Annotated in this window: 14 protein-coding genes; 7 read left to right on the forward strand and 7 right to left on the reverse strand. The window is 60.7% G+C overall.

What is annotated here, in order from left to right:
• Nucleotides 1-291: 291 nt before the first annotated feature.
• Entirely contained in the window at nt 292-978 is a 687-nt protein-coding gene (locus tag DWZ22_RS07210; protein WP_118093930.1) for a DUF5710 domain-containing protein, read from the forward strand.
• Between the two features lie 445 nt (nt 979-1,423).
• Here the strand turns inward: DWZ22_RS07210 and DWZ22_RS07220 are convergent, their stop codons facing one another.
• Nucleotides 1,424-2,506: an HNH endonuclease gene (locus DWZ22_RS07220; RefSeq protein ID WP_118405792.1), complete on the reverse strand. Its 1,083-nt coding sequence runs from the start codon at nt 2,504-2,506 to the stop codon at nt 1,424-1,426.
• A 284-nt stretch (nt 2,507-2,790) separates the two neighbouring features.
• Between DWZ22_RS07220 and DWZ22_RS07225 the strand changes: the two genes are divergently transcribed.
• Nucleotides 2,791-3,213 carry a hypothetical protein gene (locus DWZ22_RS07225; RefSeq protein ID WP_117735452.1) on the forward strand — a complete coding sequence of 141 codons (423 nt, stop codon included), beginning with the start codon at nt 2,791-2,793 and terminating at the stop codon, nt 3,211-3,213.
• A gap of 100 nt (nt 3,214-3,313) precedes the next feature.
• Here the strand turns inward: DWZ22_RS07225 and DWZ22_RS07230 are convergent, their stop codons facing one another.
• The gene (locus DWZ22_RS07230; protein WP_117743130.1) at nt 3,314-4,780 is read right to left on the reverse strand and encodes an ATP-binding protein; all 1,467 of its coding nucleotides are present in this window, start codon (nt 4,778-4,780) and stop codon (nt 3,314-3,316) included.
• Nucleotides 4,781-5,348: 568 nt separating this feature from the next.
• Here DWZ22_RS07230 and DWZ22_RS07235 point away from each other — a divergent pair.
• The 4 genes from DWZ22_RS07235 to DWZ22_RS07250 all read left to right on the forward strand — a co-directional run bounded on the left by DWZ22_RS07235 (nt 5,349) and on the right by DWZ22_RS07250 (nt 10,013).
• Nucleotides 5,349-8,396 (forward strand): insulinase family protein, encoded by a 3,048-nt coding sequence (locus DWZ22_RS07235; RefSeq protein WP_118405793.1) that lies wholly within the window; start codon nt 5,349-5,351, stop codon nt 8,394-8,396.
• Between the two features lie 313 nt (nt 8,397-8,709).
• A complete protein-coding gene (locus DWZ22_RS10690) occupies nt 8,710-8,973 on the forward strand; it encodes a type II toxin-antitoxin system HicA family toxin (RefSeq protein ID WP_117735449.1) in 264 nt (87 codons plus the stop codon).
• Nucleotides 8,966-9,295, forward strand: a complete 330-nt coding sequence (locus tag DWZ22_RS07245; protein WP_022094981.1) for a type II toxin-antitoxin system HicB family antitoxin — start codon at nt 8,966-8,968, stop codon at nt 9,293-9,295. The genes DWZ22_RS10690 and DWZ22_RS07245 overlap by 8 nt, the downstream gene beginning before the upstream one ends.
• A 121-nt stretch (nt 9,296-9,416) precedes the next feature.
• Complete coding sequence (locus DWZ22_RS07250; protein ID WP_118405794.1) at nt 9,417-10,013, forward strand: 5-formyltetrahydrofolate cyclo-ligase; 597 nt, start codon at nt 9,417-9,419, stop codon at nt 10,011-10,013.
• A gap of 42 nt (nt 10,014-10,055) precedes the next feature.
• Here the strand turns inward: DWZ22_RS07250 and metA are convergent, their stop codons facing one another.
• Entirely contained in the window at nt 10,056-10,982 is a 927-nt protein-coding gene (gene metA, locus DWZ22_RS07255) for a homoserine O-succinyltransferase (protein ID WP_118405795.1), read from the reverse strand.
• Nucleotides 10,983-11,211: 229 nt separating this feature from the next.
• On the opposite strand from metA, the gene DWZ22_RS07260 reads away from it, so the two are divergent.
• On the forward strand, nt 11,212-12,189 hold the full coding sequence (locus DWZ22_RS07260) for an L-lactate dehydrogenase (protein ID WP_117794022.1): 978 nt from the start codon (nt 11,212-11,214) through the stop codon (nt 12,187-12,189).
• Between the two features lie 132 nt (nt 12,190-12,321).
• On the opposite strand, the gene DWZ22_RS07265 is transcribed toward DWZ22_RS07260, so the two are convergent.
• The 4 genes from DWZ22_RS07265 to DWZ22_RS07280 all read right to left on the reverse strand — a co-directional run bounded on the left by DWZ22_RS07265 (nt 12,322) and on the right by DWZ22_RS07280 (nt 17,092).
• Nucleotides 12,322-13,290, reverse strand: coding sequence for an SIS domain-containing protein (locus tag DWZ22_RS07265; protein WP_118405796.1), 969 nt, complete (start codon nt 13,288-13,290; stop codon nt 12,322-12,324).
• Between the two features lie 144 nt (nt 13,291-13,434).
• A complete protein-coding gene (locus tag DWZ22_RS07270; RefSeq protein ID WP_117735444.1) occupies nt 13,435-14,190 on the reverse strand; it encodes a GntR family transcriptional regulator in 756 nt (251 codons plus the stop codon).
• A 2-nt stretch (nt 14,191-14,192) separates the two neighbouring features.
• Nucleotides 14,193-16,166, reverse strand: a complete 1,974-nt coding sequence (locus DWZ22_RS07275) for an ATP-dependent DNA helicase RecQ (RefSeq protein WP_118405797.1) — start codon at nt 16,164-16,166, stop codon at nt 14,193-14,195.
• Between the two features lie 206 nt (nt 16,167-16,372).
• On the reverse strand, nt 16,373-17,092 hold the full coding sequence (locus DWZ22_RS07280) for a GntR family transcriptional regulator (RefSeq protein ID WP_117735442.1): 720 nt from the start codon (nt 17,090-17,092) through the stop codon (nt 16,373-16,375).
• Nucleotides 17,093-17,173 lie beyond the last annotated feature (81 nt).

Consider the following 17,173-nt stretch of genomic DNA (forward strand, 5'->3'; position numbering starts at 1 on the left):
CTCTGGGCTGTTTTGTTTTATGTCGCCAAATCCGCTGGCAGCTCCAACCATCATCGCAACGTAGCATCAATTCACCTGACGAATGGCTGCCAAATAAATTCAATACCCCAACATCAACAATAGCCAGGCACAAAACTGCGCCGCAAACTGCTCCAACCGCCCAATAGCCACCGAGGCCGAGACCAACGCGTCTCGAACCCATCCGAACCGCAACTTCTCAGCAAAACGCCGCGATGTCTGCGCTCTGCGGTATCCTTGAGCCACTTGCACCTGCAGCACCAAGGAGCCGCCATGCGCACCGAGCTCGATGTTCCCTTTTCGCACAAAGAAGAAGCCAAGGCGCTGGGCGCCAAATGGGACCGAACCAAGAAGATCTGGTATGTACCTAGCGGCGTCAACCCCGAACCCTTTGCCGAGTGGCTGCCCGGTGTTGACCGATCCGACCTCTCGGCGCCGTATATATATCTAGTACTGGGCAAGCGCGAGTGCTGGAAGTGTCACAAAGAGACCTCGGTCGCGGCCTTCGGCATTCCCTATCGAACCGATAACGACGAGAGCATCGCCATCGCGCACGCACCCAACGAAGCCGGGCACATTGCCATCGACACGGCCAACGCCAACGCACTCGCCATCGTGCCCGCTCTTGGCTGCGCGCCGGGCGAGATCCGCGACTACCTTCATAAGCGCTGCGGCTACAAGCCCGTGGGCGCGCGAGCCTCCAAAGCCCCGTCGCTCGGCAACACGTGCACCAGTTGCGATGCGCTGCAAGGCAGCCGCTATCTGTTCGAGGAGCCCTCATCCCCGTTTGCCCTCACTGCCATCAACAAGCTGCCGGCACTGGAGTTTGTGCGCGTCGAAGTTGCCGGCGTCTTTGGCGTCCCGGCTACGCGCACTGACTTTGACCAGGCGCTCTTTACCTGGGCACGTGACCATCACGCCGAGTTCCACAAGCAACTCGGTGAGGGGATTTATTTGTAGGGACGGAGAGGCCTTCACAGCCAGCTCCTCCGCATCACCTATCCCTCGTCGCCGGCGTCGTACACGATATCGAGGCCACAAACAGGGTATTTCTCCGGGTACACCGGCATATGAACGCCTGTCCGTTTTCTCACTTCGTCACTGAGTCTGTCGCGCGCATCGATGAACCGAATGTCGAGACACGGTATTTGCGAGCCGCAACAAGGACAGGCGACGACAAACGACCCGCAATCAACTCCTACGCTCGGAAACATATTGTTGTCGATAAGGGCACGCGGCAGTTTTCCGTACTTCCCCATCACGACATCGCCTCGCCAGCTCACGCTCGCTCCCTTCCCGTAATTGAAACCAGGAAGAGCATGCACCAGCAAGTGCGCGCGAAATTGCATCGCCACGCGATCCGATCAAACAACACGATCTTAAAAGACCACCAAAGCCAAATACGCTAATACGGCAGAATCCCCGCCTTTTCACGCTTCCTTTCCGAGCGATCGAACTCAATGCGATGGGCCTCAAGAAACGCCGTATTGGGTCGCCACTGACGCTCATTCGGCTGCCTTAGCGTCGCACCTGCAAAGGAAGCGTAGTCGGTCTTATCCAGCAGGTACGATCCGCACAGCCGATATTCACCGCAAACAGGCTCAAACGAAATCAGATGAGCATCAAATAGGGAATGTAAGTCGCGCCGAAGCAGAATGCCATTGCTGGCAACTTGCGATTTAGGGCCCGAGTAATTCTCGATATGTGCAGCCTCCAGAGCTTCGCTGACGCCGCAGTCCGACACCGCGCAACGGCCGTCATAGGCGGCAACGAGCTGCTTGCGGAACCATTGTTGCCCCAGTCGCTCGCGCCTTAACGCATAGCGAACTTTTTCGTCATCGGTCGTACCCTGTCCGGCAAACTCAATATCGACGGGCATGTGCTTCAGATAACTCATGTCGGGCGCAAAACGAGGGTCCGGTCCGCCTTTATGAACAGGACCGTGCAGAACAAACCATCCGTTTTCGGGCTCGAACCGTTCAACAAACGCAAGGCCGAGCACCTTGTAGCCCACCTCGGTTGCAAATATGACTCCGACTGGAACGCCACATTCCATGCAGTTGAGCATTTTACGGTTGTAATTCTGGTCTCGAAAACCAACGGTACCCGGCGCTTGAACCGAGTACTTAATGACCCACGTACCATCGTCCAAATAGAGCGGAGGCACATCGGTATAGAAGCTCTTTTTAGAGTTATGGACCGAAAGCGCAAAGATCTTATTGGGATCTTGCTTCACCCGATCCTGGCCCGGCCAGAAGATCCCTGAATCCCGCGTTACGGGAAAGAAGTCCGAGCCAATTCTCAAACGATACTGATACTGAGGGCTATCTTCCTTGGTGTGGTGCGGAAGGCTGGTCCAAACGCCGCCGCGCTGTTCCTCACCCAGAAACCACTCCCATGCCTCAACGTATTCGGAAGGCACGAGACTGCAGGCGCGGTCATAGCTTGGTCCATCCATCAACGGAACAGCAAGGTCAATGTCGTTCATCGCCAGCACCTACAACCATACGAACGCGAATCATGCCCCTCAATAATATGGCCGAGAGTCAATTATTACGAGGTCTCATTCCGCGATCGGCACGTCGTTGATGCTCTCGGTTTGCCGCTGGCGCGCTTGTACCCCGCTGTCCCACTTCCCTGTATACTGATGTAGCACGTGTTTCATCCGGGCTTGTTGGACCGGGTCGTTCATGGGAGGGCCTTATAGCTGCTTCGAATCCGCCTAAGGGGAGCGTTTCTTCTTCGTCCATCAAGCCGGTTACACGCAAGGCCGTGCGCTGCCAGCGCGAGGTCGCCTGGCTTGTCACGCAGGCAGCAGGCAGACTCGTGGCGAGCACGGAGGACGTCAATGCTCCCACACCGAGCTTTGTGCTGGCAGCGGCGCTGGATCGAGTACGCCAGCTGGAACTCGTCGCACAAGAAGACGGCAGCCATCTTGGCTACCAGGACGCTATGGCGCCCGACCTGTTGACCTTTTGTCGCATGACCAAATTGCCCGCCGCACCCAATGCGCTTTCGGACGCAGGCTACATGTTTACGCTTTCGGGCGCGGACCTTATCCGCGACATCTATGCATACTGCAGCGAGCTCGCCGAGCGCAGCGTCTTTGGCACGGCTGAAGTCAAACCGGGATATGTCATCAAGCTGGTTCTTAGGCTGTTCTTGATGGACGGGTTCGGGGCCATGCCGGCGTAAGCCGAGTCTTTAGCATCACCGTCGACTGGGCAACAACCGCTTTACCTTAATGGACGCCAATCGAGAGTCGATTATTGGGTCGCCTCGTCCACTAACGCATCTATCCCACGCGCTCCGACAGTCGATACTTGCGGTTGCGGCTCGTCGCCGGCGCCGTGGGCTCAAGCTCGCCTTGAGCAATGAGCGCGTTGACGCGCGACCTAACCTGGGAAATTGTGAGCCCTGTGTGCTCTGCCAGCTCGCGCGTCCCCAGCTCGCCGTAGTGTTTGAGTGCCGTCACAATTAAGCCCCCGCCATGATCGACCGGCTCGATCTTTGAACGGTAAAGTACGACCTTGAACCGATCGAATCCCGGGCAGAACAGGGGCTCGGCCAGACCATGCGCGCGCATGGCATCGATCATCATCGGGATGCCCGAGCCATTGCCCTCAGCCGGCGAACCTGCGCCATCCGGCAGCGGGACAATCGACATGAGCTTCACAAGCGTCGCGTTACGGCATCGGGAGCTGCCGTCAAACAAGTTCTCGCGAGTCTTTCCCCCGTAAAGGCCGCCAGGATTCGTCACCTCGACACGATCATCAAAGACGTCGACGGCAATCGATTGTCCACAGAACCGATCCCCGTATTCTCGATGGATTACGGCGTTGGCGATTGCCTCGCGCAGAACCTCCTCGGGAATCTCAAGCGAGTCGACACGCGAGACGCCTTGGACGGTCGAGGTTCGCCGCAAATTCTTGGCGACGGCTGCGACGGCATCCGAGATCATCTCGCCCAACGTTCCCTCACAGATTGTGCGGTCCATGAACCTCAGCGACCCCGCCATGCCCTTCTGAGTTCCCGCATGGACAGCCACGTCAATGAAGAGCTTGGGATAGAACTGCTGAGGGTAGGTGCCCACAACTAGGAGTCCAGCCTTGGTGACATTGCCCTGGGAATCAAGGATATTTAGGCGCTCCAGCTTCGTTTGTTTGTCCGGCGCGCCGCGCATTGCCCGGGGCGTCAACGAGAAAGCCCGATCTATCGTACGGTCGACCAGCGTCTCGTCGAGATCGTCCGCGCCCGCACCCGCCACCGCGTCGCGATCGCTCGGAGTCGCTCGACCGTATGACGCCAATGCGAGCACCTCGGTCGATGAAAGCGGCACATCTTTGTCATCGATGCGCTTGTAGCTGCCGCCCTGGGCGCCCCGCTCTATGACATAGCAGGGCTTGCTCGACGGATCGAGCTCCTCAATCGTAATGACGAGAACGATGACGCCCTGAAGCTCCACTCGCTCGATCGTGTATTTGGGCGGATTGGCCAGCTTTCCTCGACCGCCCGCATCACCCATGCCTGACACAAATTGGTTGAGCACTTTCTCGGTCTCGAAGTTCTCAACCGGGACAAAACCTGCGCGCTCACTCACTCCGAGCACGATGATTCCGCCGGCAGTGTTCGCGAATGCGCTCACCGTTTCCCACACGTCGCGGGAAAGCGTCGTGGCGCTCTCCTTCACTTCGACGTTAAGATCATCCGAGCCCATACGCCTTAAAGACTCAAGCAGACCGGTCAGCTCGTTTTCGTTCATCTGCACGTCCTTTCGCTCGGTCCTGCGGAGAATGCCGCGGATAGATTTCCCTCGTCTCTCAGTTATCTCTCGTAATTATCTCTCATTTATCTCTCTATCTCTCGGCTTAGAGATAAGAGATAGATAGAGATGAAATGTCTACCATTTGCTTCATTTATACATATTTTTGCTGGTAGAACAATCGGTATTGAGACAATACCATGATTGCCTGTCTCTTTGCTGCTCAGTTATCTCTCATATTTATCTCTCACCTTTCTGTTATCTCTCGTATTAGAGACGAATGAGATATGAGAGATGTGTGGGCGGCGGATGAGCGTGGATTTTGGACGGTCGGGAAATGAGGGTGGGTATTTGGACGGTTTTTGGGCGTTTTGAGGCTGATTCCGTCCGAAAATCCACTCTCATTCGATAGGCGTCCAAATTTCCACGCTCGCGCGGCGGTCACGCGGGGCCTTTACCCAATCCGCCGGTATCGTCTTCAGTTCGCTGCAGAGCCGCGCTCCATATGGGTATACTCTCGAGGATTCGACTCGATTCGCCCCCGCTGGGGCGTCAAAGGAGACTGCATATGCCCACCACCTCAACCGACCCGCGCGCCGCCGCTGCCGCGCTGCTGGTGCCCGGTACCACCTGCCACGGTTTTGCCGTCGAGCGCTGCGAGACCGTGCCCGAGCTCGACTCGGATGCCTACGTGCTTCGCCACACCGCCTCGGGCGCTCGCCTGCTGTACCTGGCGTGCGACGACGAAAACAAGGCTTTTGCCATTGGCTTTAAGACGCCGCCGGCCGATTCCACCGGTGTGTTCCATATTCTTGAGCACTCGGTGCTGTGCGGGTCGGCCAAGTTTCCCGTCAAGGAGCCGTTTGTCGACCTGATCAAGAGCTCCATGCAGACGTTCCTCAACGCCATGACCTACCCCGACAAGACCATCTACCCTGTTGCCACCACCAACGAGCAGGACCTGTACAACCTGATGGACGTGTACCTGGACGCAGTGTTCAACCCGGCTATCTATACCAAGCCCACCATTTTTGAGCAGGAGGGCTGGCACTACGAGCTGGACCTGCCGGAGGGCGTCGAGGGCGAGGACGGCGACAGCTCCGCCAGCCTGCGCGAGGGCACGCTGTGCTATAACGGCGTGGTGTTCAACGAGATGAAGGGCGCACTGTCCGACCCCATGAGTGTGCTGGACGACGCCGTCAACGCCGCGCTCTATCCCGACACCGCCTATGCGCACGAGAGCGGCGGCGACCCGCGCGCGATTCCCGCGCTCACCTACGAGCAGTTCCTGGACACGCACGCGCGCCACTACAACCCCTCTAACTCCTACATCACGCTCTACGGCGACCTGGACGTGGACCGCGCGCTGGCCTTTTTGGACGAGCGCTATTTGTCGCAGTCGAGCGCTGCGAACCGCCGCATGGACGCAGCCGTCGCCGCCGGCGAGGACCCGTCCACGCTGGCGCCCAATCCGCTGGGCGTGCAGGCGCCCGTGACCTGCGAGTATAAGCGCGTCGAGATGGCCACCACGCCCGAGAACGCCCTGGTGGGCCTGGGCTTTGTGCTGGGCAGTGCGCTCGACCGCAAGCGCACGATCGCGGCGGATATCTTGTTCGAGGCGCTGCTGGGTTCCAACGAAGCGCCGGTTAAGAAGGCCATTCTGGCCGCCGGCGTGGGCGGCAACGTGGTGAGCTACACCGCGGCCGAAAGCCTGCAGCCCTACGAGCTCATCATGCTGCAAAACGCGCAGCCTGGTGTGGCGCGCGAGCTGCGCCGCGTGTTCCAAGACGCCTGCCGCGACCTGTGCGAGCATGGCGTTCCGCGCGAGCGCCTGGAAGCCATCATCAGCAGCAACGAGTACGACCTGCGCCAGCGTGATTACGGCATCGCCGACGGCGTGGCCATTGCGTGCGACGCGCTGAGCACCTGGCTCTACGATGACAACGCCGCGTCGCTGGCGCTCAAGTACGGCCCGGTGTACGAGGAGCTGCGCGGCGAGCTGGACGGTAGCTACTTTGAGGACCTGCTGCGCGAGCTGGTGCTGGAAAACGACCACATGGCGCTCGTCGAGCTGGTGCCGGTGGACGCCGGCTCCGGTTCGGAGGGCGCCGAGGGCGCTGAGCTGGCAGCCAAGCGCGATGCCATGACCGATACCGAGCTGGCCGACGTGGTCGAGCGCACGGCCGCGTTGCGTGCCGCGCAGGAGGCCGAGGACACGCCCGAAGCCAAGGCCACGCTGCCGCGCCTGCGCGTGTCCGACATTAGCGAGGCACGCCCCGAGCCGCCGCTGGTCGTGGACACAACCGCGCCCATCCCCTGCCTGCGCCACGACATCCCCACCAACCGCCTGGCCTACGCCATGCAATATTTCGATCTGGGTTGCGTCGCGTTTGAGGACCTGCCCTACGTGACCCTGCTCTGCCGCCTGCTCAAGCAGCTGCCCACGAGCGAGCACTCGGCCGAGGAGCTCGATAATCTCATCGCCGGCAAGCTGGGCTTTTTGAGCTTTACGACCGAGGTCATGACGCAGCCCGACGTGGACGGCGTGCGCCCCTACCTGCTGGTAAGCGCCGGCGCCCTGTCCGAGAAGATCGATGCGCTGGCAAACCTGCCGCGCGAGGTGTGGTCGAGCACGCTGCTGCTCGATGCCGACGCCGATCGCGTGCGCGACGTGCTCACGCAGATTCGCATTGGGCTTGAGCAGGGCTTTATCAACAACGGCCACTCGGCAGCACTCGGTCGCGCGATGAGTTACAGCTCGCCTTCGGCCGTGGTGCGCGAACAGCTCTCGGGCGTGGACTTCTACCTGTTCTTGCGTGATCTGCTCGAACACTTTGACGAGCGCTTGGATAGCCTGCGCGCCAAGTTTGCCGAGCTGGCGGGCCGCATCTTTGTGGCCGATGGCTGCCTGGCGAGCTTTACCGGCAGCGATGAAGACTTTAACGCGTACTGGGCCGCCGCGGGCGACCTGGGGTTGAGCGCGGACGCTGGCGGCGGCGCTGCCGGCCGCGACGCGCTCGTGGTGCCGGTGCCGCGCGACCGCCACGAGGCCTTTGTCATCCCCAGCGACATCTGCTTTGCGGCAAGCGCATGCGACCCGCGCCGTCTGGGCATCGACGTGACGGGCGCCTGGGCGGTTGCCGCCAACGCGCTCTCCTACGATTACCTGTGGAACGAGATCCGCGTAAAGGGCGGCGCGTACGGCTGCGGATTCCGCGCGGCCGGCGAGCGCCAGGCGGCGTTCTACACCTACCGCGACCCGGCAATCGATCCCTCGATTGAGCGCGTGGCGCGCGCGGGCGCATGGCTCGGCAACTTTGAGCCCGACGAGGCCGCCTTCGAGGGCTTTATCGTAAGCTGTGTGAGCGGCATGGACGCGCCCGTGAAGCCGTACGCGCTCACCAAACGCCGCAACACGACTTACCTGGCCGGCCTCGATCCCGACGCGCGCGAGAAGCGCCGCGCCCAGATGCTTGCCGCCACGCCCGGTGAACTGCGCTCGCTCGGCGCCGATGTGACGCGCATCGCAGCCGAGTCGCCGACCTGCGTCTTTGGCGGTCGAGACGTCATCGCCAAGAGCAACGCCGGCTTTAACGTCATCGACCTGATGGGCTAACCACCAAAGGTAGATTTTTGGGACATGTCTGAAAATCTACCTTTTTTCTGCGATTTGAGCGGGGCGGCGCAGCCCACCGCGGCGGTTTGTCTCAATCTGTAACATCTAGGTCCAATTTTGCCGTGTTACTGTTACAGATTGAGACAAACCGCCGCAGACGCCCACTCCACAGCACAGACCACCACAAAGGTGCCTGTCTCCTTCCTCAGTTGTGATTCGAACACTTGTTCTATACGCACACATGTTCTATAGTAGAGATGCTTGCATCAAACTGAAATTGCAACTAGAATATAGTTGCAGAATGTGAGGCGGGATGACTCGATCCGATAAACTCATCGCCCAGCTGCTTAGCTGTCCTTCAACGTATAGATTCGCTGACTTTCTTAAAGTTATGGCTTCATATGGCTTTGAAATGGACAGCAAAGGCAAGACATCCGGATCGCGCGTTCGCTTCTACAGGCCATCAGATGGCAGGATGTTCGTAATGCACACGCCTCATCCATCTGACGAATTGACAGCGGGGACCATTCGAAACATCGTTCGCTTTCTGCAAGATGTCGGAGGTAGTCATGAGTAACGTTTTGGCATACAAGGGTTATTTCGCCCCGGTCGAGTTCGATGCCGAACAGCATGTGCTAACAGGTATGGTCGCCGGCATTAGGGACGCAATCGTATTTGAAGGCTCCACGGCTGAAGAAGTGGAGCAATGCTTCCACGACGCCGTCGACGATTACCTTGAGTTTTGCGCCGAGAAGGGCAAGGAACCCGAGCGGGCTTTTAAGGGCTCGTTCAACGTAAGAACGGGCTCTGAGCTCCACAAGCAAGCAGCGCTGGCGGCGGCAAAGAAGGGTGAGTCACTCAATAAGTTTGTGACTGAAGCGATCGCTGCGGCGCTGTGAAGCCAACGTCGAGTCGAAGCCGCCACAAAGGGCGCCTTTGCGTCGGCTTCGACGTTTGCCCAGATAAAACCTGCCAAAATAAACCTGTCCCTTTTTGGTAGGTTTGGGAGAGGGAGCTGGGATGGATAAGGCTGAGTTGCGGCGGGCGGTGATTGCCCGGCGCGATGCAATTGGGTTGAATGCGCGGGCGGCAAAGTCTGCCGCTATCTGTGCACGGCTTGTCGAGCTGATTGATCGCTTGGGTGCCACGGTACCACGCACCGTTGCCGTCTATGCCGCCATGGGCTCCGAGGCAAATGCTGCCGCCTTTGCCGCTGCGGCCGCCAAACGCGGCTGGCGCGTGGCCCATCCGTGCATGCTCTCGGCAATTGATGCCGCAGCTTGTGGCCAGCGCATGTGCATGCGAGCAGTTGCCGCCGACGATGCGTTCGCGGCTCCGTTTATCGCCCACCCCGCGCGGGCCTTCGCGGCCACGGACATCGACAGCGACCGCTTCCCCATCGTGCCTGCCGAAGCACTCGACATGATTGTTGTGCCACTCGTGGCCTTCGATCAAACCGGCGCGCGTCTGGGCTACGGCGGCGGTTGCTACGACCGCTACCTGCCCATGCTCTCACCCGCATGCCAAATCATCGGCATCGCCTTTGACGAACAACGCATCAACCACGTCCCCACCGATGCCCACGACCTGCCGCTGCCCAACATCATCAGCGCCTAATCGCCGCCACATCAGCCACGGCTACAGCAGTACCATCGCAGTCTAGTGCTCCTCGCCGGCGCGGGCCAGGTCGTAGGGCGTGGTCTGGTAGACGTAGTAGTTGAGCCAGTTGGTGTAGAGCAGCTGAGCCTGGCTGCGCCAGACGTTGCGCGGCTCGGCGGTGGGGTCGTCGCCCGGGAAGTAATGTGCCGGCACCTCGGGATCAAGCCCGCGCTTCACGTCGCGCTCGTACTCCAGACGCAGCGTGTCGGTATCGTACTCGGGGTGACCAAAGACAAAGAAGCGGCGGCTGTCAGTCGACTTGACGATGTACAGGCCCACCTCGTCGGACACGGCAACGACCTCGAGCTGCGGCTCGGCTTCCACGTCCTCGCGGCGCACATCGGTATTGCGCGAATGCACGGCATAGAAACGGTCGTCAAAGCCGCGGACCAGCGGACTCTGCGGCTTCACCAGATAATGCTCAAAGACGCCGCTCGCCTTTGCCGGCAGATCGTGCTTCTGGATACCGTAATGATGGTAGAGCCCCGCCTGTGCGCCCCAGCAAATGTGCAGCGTAGAGTGCACGTGCGTGGTAGACCAATCCATGATCTGGCAGAGCTCGGGCCAGTAGTCGACCTCTTCGAACGGCATCTGCTCCACCGGCGCACCCGTGATGATCAGGCCGTCGTAGTGGATATCGCGGATGTCGTCGAACGTGCGGTAGAACGTCTCCAAGTGGCCGGCGCTCACATGCGTGGCCTCGTGCGTCTTGGTGCGCAACAGGTCCACCTCCACCTGCAGCGGCGTGTTGGAGAGCTTGCGCATGATCTGCGTCTCGGTGGCGATCTTGGTGGGCATGAGGTTAAGGATGAGCACGCGCAGCGGACGGATGTCCTGGTGCAGCGCGCGGTACTCGGTCATGACAAAGATGTTCTCACTCTCGAGCTGCGCGGCGGCAGGGAGGGCGTCGGGAATGCGAATGGGCATGGAAGCTCCTAACGAGTCAGTTGCAGCTATGGTACAACGAGCGACCCCATCCGCGCGAGCACATCGCCCAGCGGTAGATTTTCGGGTAGGTCCCAAAAATCTACCCTCCAACGCCGCAAAAGTAGAAATTAAGGCATGTCCCAAAAATCTACGGCACTTTAGTCTAGCAAAGTGGCAACAGGACGCTACAATGGTTCGACGCGAAAAACTCGGCCGGAAGGATACGTATATGTACCAGACGCGTAAGATCGGTGTGGTCGGCCAGGGCCACGTAGGAGCACATGTCGCCAACAGCCTGCTTATGCAGGGCATTGCCGACGAGCTGTACCTGTGCGATATCAACGAGGCCAAGGTGACGTCCGAGGTCCAGGACCTGCGCGACTCCCTTTCGTTTGTCCCGTACAACACCAAGATCGTCAACTGCTACGACCGCTACGAGGAGCTGGCCTGCTGCGACGTCATCGTCAATGCCGCCGGCAAGGTCGCGCTGGCCGCTGGCAGCCGCGACGGCGAGCTGTTCTTTACCACCGACGCCGCGCGCACCTTTGCCAAGCGCATCGTCGACGCCGGCTTTGACGGCATCTTCGTGAGCATCTCCAACCCCTGCGACGTCGTGTGCACCGAGCTGTGGCACCTGACCGGCTACGATCCCAAGAAGATCATCGGCTCGGGCTGCGGCCTGGATTCCGCCCGCCTGCGCACCGAGATCTCCAAGAAGATCGGCGTGAGCCCCAAGTCCATCGACGCCTACATGATCGGCGAGCACGGCTTTAGCCAGCTTGCCGCCTTTAAGGCCGCAACCATCGCCGGCAAGAGCCTCACCGAGCTTCAGGCCGAAAACCCCGACAAGTACGCCTTCGACCACATGGAGATCGAGGAGCTCGCGCGCAAGGGCGGCTATGTGACCTACGCCGGCAAGCAGTGCACCGAGTACGCCGTCGCCAACTCCGCCGCGCGCGTCTGCGCCGCCGTTCTGCACAACGAGCACGCCGTGCTTTCGGCCTCTACGCTTATGACCGGCCAGTATGGCGAGGAAGGCATCTTTACCTCCCTGCCGTGCGTGATCGGTGCCGAGGGCGTCGAGGAGGTCTACACGCTCGACCTTTCCGAGCACGAGCTCGAAGGCTTCCACAAGAGCTGCCAGCACATCCGTGACAACATTGCCCAGCTCGACTGGTGGGATGCCGAGGCCTACGACGCCAAGTAGGTCGTCGGTTGACGCGATACCCCCCACGCATGGACGCAATGCAGAGCGGGCCGCGCCGGAAATCCCCGGTGCGGCCCGCTATTTACGCACGCTGTTCGCTTGCGAATCGAAGGTGAATACTTTTCCCGGTACCTAGTACTGCTCGACACCCATATAGCGACGAACCTCGGGGCTGTGGTCGAACACCTTGCCGCGGGCGGCGCGCAGCTCGCAGCTCATCGCGTAGAAGAAGATCGGCTCCAGGAACGAACGCACGCTGGCCGGCACCTCGTCCACGCCGTACTCGAGCGCATCGAGCACCATGACCGTATCGGTATGCGTGTTGAGGAATGCGAGCGCGCGCTCCTCCATGGGACGGCACTCGCCCGATCCGAGCTGCACAAAGTAGAACACGCCGGGCTCGGTGGCCTCGAAGGGGCCGTGGAAGTACTCGCCGGAGTGGATGTAGCAGCAGTGCTGCCACTGCATCTCCATGAGCGAGCAGATGGCCATAGCGTAGGTCTGGCTAAAGTTGGGGCCGGAGCCCAGGATGTAGAAGAACTTGTGCTGCTGGCAGAGCTCGGCAAAGCGGTCGCCCAGCTCCGCGTTGACCTTCTCGCGGGCGGCGGGCAGCAGCGCGTCCATCTGCTTAAGGCCGGCATACATGTCGGCGAGCGCCTCGTAGCCTTCCTGCTGATCGAGCAGCTCGGCAGCCATCAGAACGCCGATGCCCTGCGGGACCTCGGCCTGCGACTCGCCCTTGCCCCACGGATAGACCCAGATGGTCCACTTGCCGTTGTCGATCTTGGAACCCGCATAGTCGGTCATAGCCACGACCTCGGCACCGGCAGCCAGCGCCATCTCGCAACCGTCGACGACCTCCTGCGTGTTGCCGCTGTGGCTGCAGGCGACGACGAGCGACTTCGGCCCCAGGCTCTTGGGGGCCATCAGGCAAAACTCGCGCGCGGTGTAGACCGTCGAGGCAAACGTGGTTGCCTCGCGCTTGAGCAGCTCGTTGGCCGGCATCAGGTCGATCATCGAACCGCCACAGGCGATCCAAAAGACGTTCTCGATCTTACCCTTGCGCTCGATAATTTCCTGAATCAGATCGTGTGCGTTCACCGTGACGCTCCTCCTTGTGTGGCGGCTTTGAACGACGACAGCTCGTACCTGCGATCGTTCTATGTTGTCCTATTTATAACATGCGAACTGTCACAGGTGAAGTCGTTTCAGCAAATTTGTTCTATGTTGTTCTGTCTATGGGCGTTAGATGTCAAACAAGTAGCGCGAGCCCACGATCTTTTGGCGCCCGAGCAGCAGGGGCCGCCCGTCCGCATCGGTAAAGTACGCCTCCATATAGAAGAGCGGCTCGCCGACCGGCACCTCCAGCAGTGGGGCCGCCTGAGCATCGGCAAGCGCAATCTCCACGGTGCAGGGGTCGGACTTGAGCGGTGCGCGGCCCGAATGCTCGGCAACGAACGCAAAGATCGAGTTATCGGCGAGGTCCTTATCGGCCAACGTCTGCAGGTAGGGATGATCGGCCAGCACAAAGGCGTTGTTCTCGAGCATGACGGGCACGCCATCTGCCGTGCGCACGCGCTCGACCACGATAAGCTCGCAGCCGGGCTCCACGCCAAAAAAAGCCGCGTCCTCGCGCGTCGCCGCGACCACCGTGCGCGACACCAAGCGTGCTCCGGCCACCATGTCGTTGGCGGCGCAGCCCTCGGTAAAGCTCTGGACATCGCCTTTCTGGCGAATCTTGCGTTTGAGCTTGGGGGCGCACACAAAGGTGCCCCTCCCCTGTTGGCGGTTGAGATACCCCGCACGCGACAGCTCCTCAATGGCGCGGCGCACGGTAATGCGCCCCACGCCGTAGGACTTCGCAAGCTCCATCTCGGAAGGAATGCGCGAGCCGGGCGCGTACACGCCGCGCGCGATCTCGCCCTTTAGGTCGTCCATGACCTGCTGGTACAGCGGCACGGCGGACACGTCGGCACGCTCGGTTTTATCGTCAGTTGCCATCGTTACGCTCCATCTCGCGCATGCTCGGACTCAAACTCTTCAATCGCCGCCATAAACTGCTCGCCAAAGGCGTCTGCCTTTTTCTCGCCGATGCCGTTGACCTGGATAAGCTCGTCGCGCGTCTGCGGACGCAGGCGACACAGACCGCGCAGGGCCTTGTCGGAAAAGACCATGTACGGCGCCATCTCCAGCTCGGTCGAGATTTCCTTGCGCAGGGCACGCAGGCGCTCGAATAGCTCGGCATCGTCGCCCACGCGCGGGCGCTGATCCAGCTCGGCCTCCTCGCGCAGCAGATCCACCGCACGGCGAGCGCGGGCCGAGGCCTTGCGCTTGGACGCACGGCGCTTAACGGTAAAGGCAAACGCCTCCTCTTCGACCTCGCCGGCACGCGGACCCAGCCCCACAACCGGGTACTGCCCCTGCGAGGCGGCCAAATAACCGCGGCCGCACAACTGGCCGATGATGTCCTTGATGCGCCCGACCGATTCGCTCGACAGCTCGCCATAACCGCGATCCTCGTCCAGATGCATCTGGCGCACGCGCTCGGTGTTGCCGCCGTGAAGCACATCGGCGATGAGCGACTTGCCAAAGCGCATGGGCCGCGTGGCCACATAGCGCACGGTGGCGCGGGCCATATCGGTGACGTCCTCGACCTCGAACTGCGTAAGGCAGTTGCTGCAGTTGCCGCAGCCCTCGGCGTCATCCGAGGCGGTGCCGCCTACGGCCGCATGCTCGGCCGCGGCCTCGTCGCCAAAGTAACGCAGCATGTATTCGCGCAGGCAGCCGGTGGTATTGCAGTAGCCTTCCATCTGACTGAGCAGGCGATATCGATTCTGGAGCGCCCACGCGCGCTGCTCATCGTCGAGCGCCTCGTCGGCCGCATCGCCGCGGTCGATCAAAAAGCGGCGCATGCGAAAATCGTTGCCATTCCACAGCAGGTGACAGCTGGCAGGATCGCCATCGCGGCCGGCGCGACCCGCCTCCTGATAGTAGGCCTCGATGCTCTCGGGCACGTTGTTATGGATGACGTAGCGCACGTTGGGCTTGTCGATGCCCATGCCAAAGGCGTTGGTGGCGACCATCACCTGGATATCGTCGTCGATAAAGGCGCGCTGGCTTTGGCGACGGGCGTCGTTGCCCATGCCGGCATGGTATCGGCCCACGCGAATGCCGCTGGGACCCAGCGCCTCGGCGAGCTCGCCCGCGAGCGCATCGACTGTCTTGCGGGTCGAGCAATACACGATACCGCTCTCGCTCGAATGCGCGATTACGTAGTCGCGCACCCAGGCGGCCTTAGCCTTGTCGCCCATCTCCTCGCAGCCAAAGTAGAGGTTCTTGCGGTCGAAGCCCGTCACCACGCACGCGGGGTTTTGCAGGCCGAGCATCTGCTGAATGTCAGCACGCACGCGCTCGGTCGCCGTAGCGGTAAAGGCCGCCACGATGGGGCGCTGCGGCAGGGAATCGATGAACTCGCGAATCTGCAGGTAGGCGGGGCGGAAATCCTGGCCCCATTGGCTTACGCAGTGGGCCTCGTCAATGGCCACGAGCGGCACGCCGATGCCGCCGTCCGCCGCGGCCTCCTGCGCAAAGGCTAAAAAGCGCGGCTCGAGCAGGCGCTCGGGCGCGACGTACATAAGCTGGTAGCGCCCCTCACGCGCCCGCTTGAGCACGGTGTTTTGCTGGGCCGGGGTAAGGCTGGAGTTGAGATAGCTGGGGCGTGCACCCGCCGCGAGCAGCGCGCGGGTCTGGTCCTCCATAAGCGATAGCAGCGGGCTCACCACAAAGGTGATGCCAGGCAGCATGAGCGCTGGCACCTGGTAGCAAATGGACTTGCCGGCGCCCGTGGGCATAACGCCCAGCGCATCGCGACCGGCAAGGATCGCATCGACCATGCGGTCCTGCCCCGGGCGAAACGAGGTGTAACCAAAATAGGCGCCGAGCGTGTCGAGCGCCATCTGCTGCATGCTATCGGTCATGGTTTCCTAACGTCAGAATCCTCTGCCGCCGATTATACGCCGCCACGCGGACCAGCGCCGAGCTGCCGCTAGCCACGAGCAACGCGTTCCGAAAGGACGAGAGTGGATTTTTGGACACCCGACGAACGAGAGTGGATAATCTCCCACTTTAAGGCCGCCACCGGACCTAAAACGGGAGATTATCCACTCTCGTTTTCTATCCCGAACTACATCACCATAACGTAGCGCGATCCCACGTAGTACTGCTTACCCATCAGGACCGGCTCGCCGTTGGGACCGGTAAAGCCGGCACGCAGGTTGAGCAGCGGATCGTGCGGAGCAATGCCCAGCTCTGCCGCCTGCTCGACGTTAGCTCGAACGGCCTCGACCGTGCGGTAGCCAACCGAGACAATCGGCGTTCCACCAACACGCTCGACCTCGGCAAAAATCGACTTGTCCTCAAGATCGGCCGTCAACAGCTCACGGTAGGCGTCAAACGGCACAAAGATGTTCTCCTCAAATATGGGCTCGCCATCGGCCGTACGCACGCGCTTGATATGCAGCAGCAGCGCGTCCTTCTGCAGGCCAAAGAACTCCATCTCGTTTTGACGCGCCGGCACAATCTGGCGATCGACCACGTGCGCGCCGGCCTTCATGCCGTTGTCGGCACATAGCGCGGAAAACGTCTGCAGCGTCGAGGCATGGAACTGGCGGTTGATGTGCGGCGTGGAAACAAAGGTGCCGCGACCCTGTTGCTTAACCAGGTAGCCATCGGAGCACAGCTCCTCGACGGCGCGGCGCACCGTAATGCGGCTCACCTCGTACTGCTCGGCAAGCTCAAGCTCGGACGGGATGCGCTCCTTAGGTGCATAAACACCTTTCTCGATCGCTTCCTTGATCTCGTCGTAAATCTGCTGGTAAAGCGGTGCATTTTTGGGCGCTGGCATATCTGATCACTCTTATCAAAATATCGAAATAACTAATACGTATATAACGTCTTTTTATATATTACCTCAGCTTGATAAAAC

The sequence above is a fragment of the Collinsella sp. AF31-11 genome, from assembly GCF_003475605.1.
GTDB lineage: Bacteria > Actinomycetota > Coriobacteriia > Coriobacteriales > Coriobacteriaceae > Collinsella.

Coding starts and splice junctions, on each gene's coding strand:
- DWZ22_RS07230 (WP_117743130.1), bottom strand. CDS start 4,780: ATGAACGAAAACGAGCTGACCGGTCTGCTTGAGTCTTTAAGGCGTATG.
- DWZ22_RS10690 (WP_117735449.1), top strand. CDS start 8,710: ATGACTCGATCCGATAAACTCATCGCCCAGCTGCTTAGCTGTCCTTCA.
- DWZ22_RS07260 (WP_117794022.1), top strand. CDS start 11,212: ATGTACCAGACGCGTAAGATCGGTGTGGTCGGCCAGGGCCACGTAGGA.
- DWZ22_RS07245 (WP_022094981.1), top strand. CDS start 8,966: ATGAGTAACGTTTTGGCATACAAGGGTTATTTCGCCCCGGTCGAGTTC.
- DWZ22_RS07220 (WP_118405792.1), bottom strand. CDS start 2,506: ATGAACGACATTGACCTTGCTGTTCCGTTGATGGATGGACCAAGCTAT.
- DWZ22_RS07210 (WP_118093930.1), top strand. CDS start 292: ATGCGCACCGAGCTCGATGTTCCCTTTTCGCACAAAGAAGAAGCCAAG.
- DWZ22_RS07270 (WP_117735444.1), bottom strand. CDS start 14,190: ATGGCAACTGACGATAAAACCGAGCGTGCCGACGTGTCCGCCGTGCCG.
- DWZ22_RS07235 (WP_118405793.1), top strand. CDS start 5,349: ATGCCCACCACCTCAACCGACCCGCGCGCCGCCGCTGCCGCGCTGCTG.
- metA (WP_118405795.1), bottom strand. CDS start 10,982: ATGCCCATTCGCATTCCCGACGCCCTCCCTGCCGCCGCGCAGCTCGAG.
- DWZ22_RS07275 (WP_118405797.1), bottom strand. CDS start 16,166: ATGACCGATAGCATGCAGCAGATGGCGCTCGACACGCTCGGCGCCTAT.
- DWZ22_RS07280 (WP_117735442.1), bottom strand. CDS start 17,092: ATGCCAGCGCCCAAAAATGCACCGCTTTACCAGCAGATTTACGACGAG.
- DWZ22_RS07250 (WP_118405794.1), top strand. CDS start 9,417: ATGGATAAGGCTGAGTTGCGGCGGGCGGTGATTGCCCGGCGCGATGCA.